The sequence below is a fragment of the Candidatus Kuenenia sp. genome (assembly GCF_039794105.1).
Classification (GTDB): Bacteria; Planctomycetota; Brocadiia; order Brocadiales; family Brocadiaceae; genus Kuenenia.
Window position 1 is genome coordinate 42,668 of record NZ_JBDIWA010000024.1, and the last position, 6,436, is coordinate 49,103.

7 protein-coding genes are annotated in these 6,436 nt (G+C 41.6%); 6 read left to right on the top strand and 1 reads right to left on the bottom strand.

All coding sequences use genetic code 11. The features are described 5' to 3' along the window. The first annotated feature begins 7 nt into the window (after positions 1 to 7). Positions 8 to 793, top strand: a complete 786-nt coding sequence (locus ABJL82_RS11630; RefSeq protein ID WP_347274856.1) for a uracil-DNA glycosylase — start codon at positions 8 to 10, stop codon at positions 791 to 793. A gap of 62 nt (positions 794 to 855) precedes the next feature. Here ABJL82_RS11630 and ABJL82_RS11635 read toward each other — a convergent pair whose 3' ends face one another. Next, positions 856 to 1,905, bottom strand: a complete 1,050-nt coding sequence (locus tag ABJL82_RS11635; RefSeq protein WP_347274857.1) for a hypothetical protein — start codon at positions 1,903 to 1,905, stop codon at positions 856 to 858. Between the two features lie 458 nt (positions 1,906 to 2,363). On the opposite strand from ABJL82_RS11635, the gene ABJL82_RS11640 reads away from it, so the two are divergent. Genes ABJL82_RS11640 through ABJL82_RS11660 form a run of 5 tightly spaced genes read left to right on the top strand, consistent with a single transcriptional unit; the run spans position 2,364 to position 6,191 of the window. Next, entirely contained in the window at positions 2,364 to 2,999 is a 636-nt protein-coding gene (locus ABJL82_RS11640; RefSeq protein ID WP_164995784.1) for an electron transport complex subunit E, read from the top strand. After that, a complete protein-coding gene (locus ABJL82_RS11645) occupies positions 2,992 to 3,630 on the top strand; it encodes an RnfABCDGE type electron transport complex subunit A (protein ID WP_164995581.1) in 639 nt (212 codons plus the stop codon). Before ABJL82_RS11640 ends, ABJL82_RS11645 begins: the two co-directional genes overlap by 8 nt. A 2-nt stretch (positions 3,631 to 3,632) precedes the next feature. After that, positions 3,633 to 4,112: an acetolactate synthase small subunit gene (gene ilvN, locus ABJL82_RS11650; protein ID WP_347274858.1), complete on the top strand. Its 480-nt coding sequence runs from the start codon at positions 3,633 to 3,635 to the stop codon at positions 4,110 to 4,112. A gap of 49 nt (positions 4,113 to 4,161) precedes the next feature. Next, entirely contained in the window at positions 4,162 to 5,166 is a 1,005-nt protein-coding gene (gene ilvC / locus ABJL82_RS11655) for a ketol-acid reductoisomerase (protein WP_347274859.1), read from the top strand. A 23-nt stretch (positions 5,167 to 5,189) separates the two neighbouring features. Next, entirely contained in the window at positions 5,190 to 6,191 is a 1,002-nt protein-coding gene (locus ABJL82_RS11660) for a peptidylprolyl isomerase (protein WP_347274860.1), read from the top strand. Positions 6,192 to 6,436 lie beyond the last annotated feature (245 nt).

Below are 6,436 nucleotides of genomic sequence, written 5' to 3' on the forward strand. Positions count from 1 at the left end.
AATCAATATGCCGGATTTAAAAACCGAATTAGCAGGTATCGTAAAAGACCTCAAAGCGAGACTGGCATTTGAAGAAACATTCGGGGTAGAGGTAATTTCCCTTAACGCACAAAACAATCGGGTAAAATCCTCCACAACAATTACACAGAAAAAAGATATGCCAAAAATCTCTGCACCCCAAACAGAATCGAACAATAAAAAACCCTTAATGATACTTCCAAAAGAAGGCAAGGCAAAATTGCTGGAAGAACTCAAAAACGAAACGCTGGTTTGCCACAAATGTCCTCTCGGCGAAACGAGGACAAATCTTGTGTTTGGCGCTGGAAACCCCATGGCCAGTCTCATGTTTGTAGGGGAGGCGCCAGGGCGTGATGAAGATCTTCAGGGAGAACCATTTGTTGGCAGGGCTGGCCAGCTCCTTACAAAAATAATAGAAGCAATCGATATGAAACGCAGTGATGTTTATATTGCAAATATATTGAAATGCCGGCCTCCGGGGAATCGCAACCCGCTTACCGATGAAATTGCCCAGTGTATCCCCGTGCTTACGAAACAAATTGATATAATAAAACCTAAAGTATTGTGCGCCATGGGTACTTTTGCCGCTCAGACGTTACTCAACACAAAAGAACCCATAGGTTTCCTTCGCGGTAAATTCCATGATTATAAAGGCATTCCCACCATGGCTACTTTTCACCCGGCATATCTCCTGAGAAATCCTGGCGAAAAAGCAAAGGTTTGGGAAGATATGAAAAAGATTCGGGATCTTTTAAAAGAATTGCATGATAAGTAAGTTGATAATGGGATAAGACAAAATACGGTTTTTTTGACCCACAAAATCGCGCAAAACATTTTCTACATCTTTTCCTTCATAACTACAGAAATTTCGCGCGTCAATCGCATTACCTTTTCAGCCTCTTCTATCGTTAATGTTCCGGCGCCGCAGCTTGGCGTCACCATCGACCGCTCTTTAATCAACGTTTTCGGTAATCCCTTATTTACGAGAAATTGAATCCCTTCCTCAAGTCTTTTTACCAGGTCCTCCAATGATACGTCCGCAATCTTTGCTGACGTAGGAACGATTCCCCATGCCAGATAACCGCCTCTTTTCATAAATGCAATTATTTCACGCCAATACATCAGGTACTTATCCATAAACTCATACGCATCAAAACTTACAATATCAACCTTCGATTCCATAAGCATTGCCCAGTCGGTATTGCCGCAGCAATGAGAGCCTGTTAAACCGCCGTGAGACTGAATACCTTCATACAACTCATTGAGGGCGCCAATGACTTTCTCCCTGCTGATATTCATAAATGAAGACCCGAAGCTGGTTAAATACGGCTCATCAACAAACATCAGCACCGGAAGTTTATACCGGGCTAATTTGGTAAATTGCCAGTATGCCTTCATTGACAACAATTTAACAATCACATCAAAGAATTCGTCGCTATAAAGCGCCAAAATGCCTGAATCAAGTTTCAGAGAACCTGCCAGGGTAACAGGGCCTACAACATGCCCTTTTACCGCACGAAGAGACGCCGGAAGCGATTGGTCAAGACGTTTCAGCATAGCATAAAATCCCACAGAACACGCCCTGCTTATTTGAAACAAATCAGGATCGTTTTTTAAATACGCCTCGTAAAATTTTTCCAGTCCGGCTGCCGTATCGTACGTATCATCAATACTTACCGTCTTTTTTTCTGCATCTATTTTAATACACGGGAGTCCTTCGGTATATTGAATACACATATCTTCCCTGCGGTCATATTTGGGCAACTGGACCCAGCAGGGAATTTCACGGAGCGTCTCAAACATGAGGTCGGTGGCGCATTCTATATCAACATGGGGAAGACTTCCAATTGCGGTTGCCGCAAAGTTGGCGTTAAAGGTATTTGACATCGTTTTTAATCCCTCTTTCTACAAAATAAGGTTCTTTTGTACTAATATCTGCTATGGTGGTATCCTATCTTGCTACAAACAGGTTGCTCCTACGGAGCTTATAGGAAATACGTTTTTCAAAAGACTAACGTGTTACTATCTGTTTGACTATAAATATTTTGCCAAAAAATGCAAAGAAATTACTAATAAAGGTTCTAATAACAAAGTATAAAATTCAAAACAAATCCAAAATGTCCCTGTCTGCGTGCGATTACGTACAGACAGGCAACAATGCAAAACACGAAATACGAAAGATGCGCTCGTTTAGCATTTCAAATCATTTTGTCATTAGAATTTGTTTCGTATTTCGTGCTTCGTGCTTGTTTGGTTCTGGCTATGCCAGCGTAGGCCTTAATTTGTCCTTGACATTTATTCCTAAAACGTTTAGTTTTTAAAAAAAAATTTTAAATAGGAAAAAAATATTGGCACAAAGTAATTGGCAGGAATTCTCAAAAGGTCTTTTTAAGTATAACGCATTGTTTGTGTTGGTGTTAGGTATTTGTCCAAGCCTGGCAGTAACAACTTCGTTAAAGAATGGTGTATCAATGGGAGGCGCTGCGACCTTTGTTCTTGTGTCTTCCAATTTTATCATCTCTCTCATCCGCCCTTATGTTCCCCGCGAGATTAGAATCCCTTGCTTTATTGTTGTTATTGCTTCATTTGTAACGATTGTCGAATTAATGATGAAGGCGTACTTGCCAACGGAGATAAATGCCTCGTTGGGAATATTTATCCCCCTTATCGTAGTCAATTGCATTATTTTGTATCGTGCGGAGGCTTTTGCTTATAAAAATAAACCATTTGTTTCCATACTAGATGGTTTGGGTATTGGTTTGGGATGGACTTTATCCCTGTGTCTTGTTTCCGGTGTACGCGAAATGCTTGGGGCGGGCACTCTTTTTGGATTAAAACTGTCTGAGCGCTATGAACCTGCTTCAATAATGATTATGGCGCCTGGTGCGTTTATTATTACGGGTCTTCTCATGGGTTTATTCAACTGGAGAAAGCAACTAAAGAGTGAAAAATCGATGAAGGTTTATCAGAAAAATGATTAAAGAGTTAGCGATAATAATTGTTAGTGTTGTTTTTGTAAATAATTTTGTACTGGCAAAATTCCTGGGGCTATGCCCATTCCTTGGTGTTTCTCAAAAGACATCCTCGGCGCTTGGCATGGGCGCCGCCGTAACGTTTGTGATGACGCTTGCTTCCGCTATTACGTGGATTTTATACAATTATATTCTGTTGCCTGGCGATGCGAACATTGTGGGTATGGTTTTCCCTTCCATTGGGGAAACAGGGCTTATTGAGGTGTTAAAGACGATCAGCTACATCCTTGTGATTGCAACGCTCGTACAGTTAGTTGAAATGATGCTTCGCAAGATGGTTCCTGCATTGTACGACAGTCTGGGCGTCTTTTTGCCGCTTATTACTACAAACTGCGCCGTGTTGGGTGTGGCGCTTTTAAACACTACGGATTCTCCGCAACATTTAGGGTTTATAGAAGCAATTGTTCAGGGCTTTGGTGCGGGCATCGGTTTTACGGTAGCCATATTACTAATGTCTGGTATCAGGGAGCGCCTGGCGTTGCTTAGCATACCAAAACCTTTACAGGGGCTTCCCATTGCGTTTATATGCACAGGGCTTATGGCATTGGCTTTTTTCGGATTTTCAGGGATGGTACCATAGATATGCGTCACGTTATTTCTGTATTAGTAGAGAACAAGGTTGGGGTTCTTGCCCGGATTACTGGCTTAATCAGCGGCAGAGGATTTAACATCGATAGTCTTGCCGTGGGCGAGACCGAAAATCCCGATCTTTCCAGGATTACAATAGTTGTCAGGGGAGATGACGCTATTCTGGAGCAGGTAAGAAAACAGATCAATAAACTTATTGACGTTATCAAGATCACCGATTTTACCAATGAAGAGTTTGTCGAACGGGATTTGATGTTGCTGAAGATAAATTGTCCTATCGGGAAGCGCGGCGAGATTATAGAGATTGTGGATATTTTCAGAGGAAAGATTGTAGATGTTGGCCAGAGAGATCTTGTCATCGAGATTGCCGGAATAGAGGATAAGATTGAAGCAATGCTGGCGTTATTGCGTCCATATGGAATAAAAGAACTGGTGAGAACGGGGAGCATTGCAATCACAAGAGGAGCACGGTAAAGAGCAAGTGTGATTGGTATTATTTGACTGAAAGACAAAAGGAAGGGTTATGATAAAAATATATTATGAAAACGATGCTGATATAAGCGTTTTAAAAGGAAAGAAGATTGCAGTAATAGGTTATGGAAGTCAGGGACACGCTCAGGCGCAAAACCTCAGGGAATCTGGTATGGATGTAATTGTTTCTACCAGAGAAGGTACGGCGAACTATCAGTTGGCCGTTAAGCATGGGTTTAAGCCGGTGAGTGTTGAGGCAGCGGCAAAAGAGGGCGATTTTATCCAGATACTTATTCCTGACGAATCCCAAAGGATTATTTACGAAACGCAAATCAAGCCTCACGTCACGAAGGGAAAGACATTATGTTTTTCCCACGGGTTTAATATTCATTTTGGCCAGGTAGTACCTTCCAGCGATGTAGACGTAATAATGGTAGCGCCGAAAGGCCCAGGTCATCTGGTTCGTTCTGAATTTGAAAAAGGCGGCGGAGTTCCCTGTCTTATGGCAATTCATCAGGATGTTACAGGAAAAGCAAAGGAAAAGGCATTGGCATATGCGCACGGGGTTGGTGGCACAAGAGGAGGGGTGATAGAAACTACCTTTGCCGATGAGACGGAAACCGACCTGTTCGGCGAACAGGCGGTACTGTGTGGTGGGGTATCTGCATTAGTAAAGGCAGGGTTTGAGACCCTCGTTGAGGCTGGTTACAAACCGGAGCTGGCTTATTTTGAATGCATGCACGAACTCAAACTGATAGTGGATCTTTTCTATCAGGGCGGCCTTAGTTATATGCGTTATTCGGTAAGCAATACTGCAGAATACGGCGATTTGACCCGTGGTCCCCGCATCATTACAGAAGAAACAAAAAAAGAAATGAAGCGTATATTAGGCGAAATACAGTCGGGGCAATTTGCCAAAGAGTGGATATTGGAAAATCAGGCTGGTCGTCCAAGTTTTAACGCCCTGGAAAAGAAGGATAGAGAGCACCAGCTTGAAAAAGTTGGCAGAGAATTGCGAAAAATGATGAAGTGGATAAACGTTAAAGAGGTTACATAATGGTTTTTTAATAGGAGAAATAAATGTTAAAGTGCCGTAGCAAGGTTTTGGGGTTTGTTTTATGTGGAATAGCAAGCATCTGCTTTAGCTCTTCTGTCATGGCGTCAAAAGAGAAAGAAGTGGCCGCTCCAAAGCAACAAGAAAAAACAGCGGAAGCAAAACAGACAGATGATTCAAAGAAAGTGGTTGCTATTATTAATGGTGAAAGCATTACGAAGGCAGAGGTGGAACGTGTGCTAGAGAGATTTAAGAATCAGCTACCACCGGACAGAATTGCTTCTGTTGAAAAACAGATAATTGATGGTTTGGTGGCACAGAAGTTGTTTTTGCAATTTATCAAGGAGAATAAGGTTGCAATCGGTGATGATGCGCTGAAGACGGAATTGGATAAAGTTCGTGAGGATATAAAACTGAATCCCGGGCTGCAAGGAAAGTCACTGGAAGAAGTATTGGAATCACATGGCAGCAATATCGAAGACTTAAAGAGGGATATTACGATTTCTTTGTCTTTGGAAAAATACTTCGCCGATACCGTAAGCGATGCAAAAGTAAAAGACTATTTTGAAAAAAACAGACAGATATATGATGGCACTGAGGTGCAGGCCAGCCATATTTTAGTAGATACGCGTAACCTGCAGGGTGAAGAAGATCTTGCAAAGGCAAAGCAAAAGATAGAAAAGGTAAAAGCGGAGATCGCTGAAGGGAAAAAAGACTTTGCCAAGCTTGCCGAAGAATATTCTGATTGTCCATCCGCGAAAAAAGGCGGAGATCTTGGCTATTTTGCAAGAAAAGGCCAGATGGTGGAACCATTTGCGGAGGCGGCTTTTGCTTTAAAAGTGGGAGAGGTGAGCGATGTTGTAACGACCCAGTTTGGATATCATATCATAAAGGTTACTGATATCAAAAAGGGCGAGGAAATTGATTTTAATGAATTAAAACCTGAAATTAAACTGGACATATTAAAACAAAATGCCGATTCCCTGCTGGACAGATTAAAGCAGCAGGCAAAGATTGAAATCAAGTAACATACGTAAACAGTAAAATATTTTCGATGCATTTTGGAGGTCTTTTAAACAAAAAGCTTCCCTTCCGGCAATTAAATGAATAGGAAGGGAAGCTTTTTTTATCTGTAAACGGTCTTAAATTAGCCCTAAAACAAGCGTGATTTAACCATCTACACACAATGGGATAATATTTTGGACTATTATGCGTCTCTAAATGTATTTTTTGTTTGTTTCGTCGCGAAAACACCTTACTAAAAAGAAAAATA

What these genes read in the sequence shown, in the direction of transcription:
- ABJL82_RS11630 (WP_347274856.1), top strand. Translation starts at nt 8, where the DNA reads ATGCCGGATTTAAAAACCGAATTAGCAGGTATCGTAAAAGACCTCAAA.
- ABJL82_RS11635 (WP_347274857.1), bottom strand. Translation starts at nt 1,905, where the DNA reads ATGTCAAATACCTTTAACGCCAACTTTGCGGCAACCGCAATTGGAAGT.
- ABJL82_RS11645 (WP_164995581.1), top strand. Translation starts at nt 2,992, where the DNA reads ATGATTAAAGAGTTAGCGATAATAATTGTTAGTGTTGTTTTTGTAAAT.
- ilvN (WP_347274858.1), top strand. Translation starts at nt 3,633, where the DNA reads ATGCGTCACGTTATTTCTGTATTAGTAGAGAACAAGGTTGGGGTTCTT.
- ilvC (WP_347274859.1), top strand. Translation starts at nt 4,162, where the DNA reads ATGATAAAAATATATTATGAAAACGATGCTGATATAAGCGTTTTAAAA.
- ABJL82_RS11660 (WP_347274860.1), top strand. Translation starts at nt 5,190, where the DNA reads ATGTTAAAGTGCCGTAGCAAGGTTTTGGGGTTTGTTTTATGTGGAATA.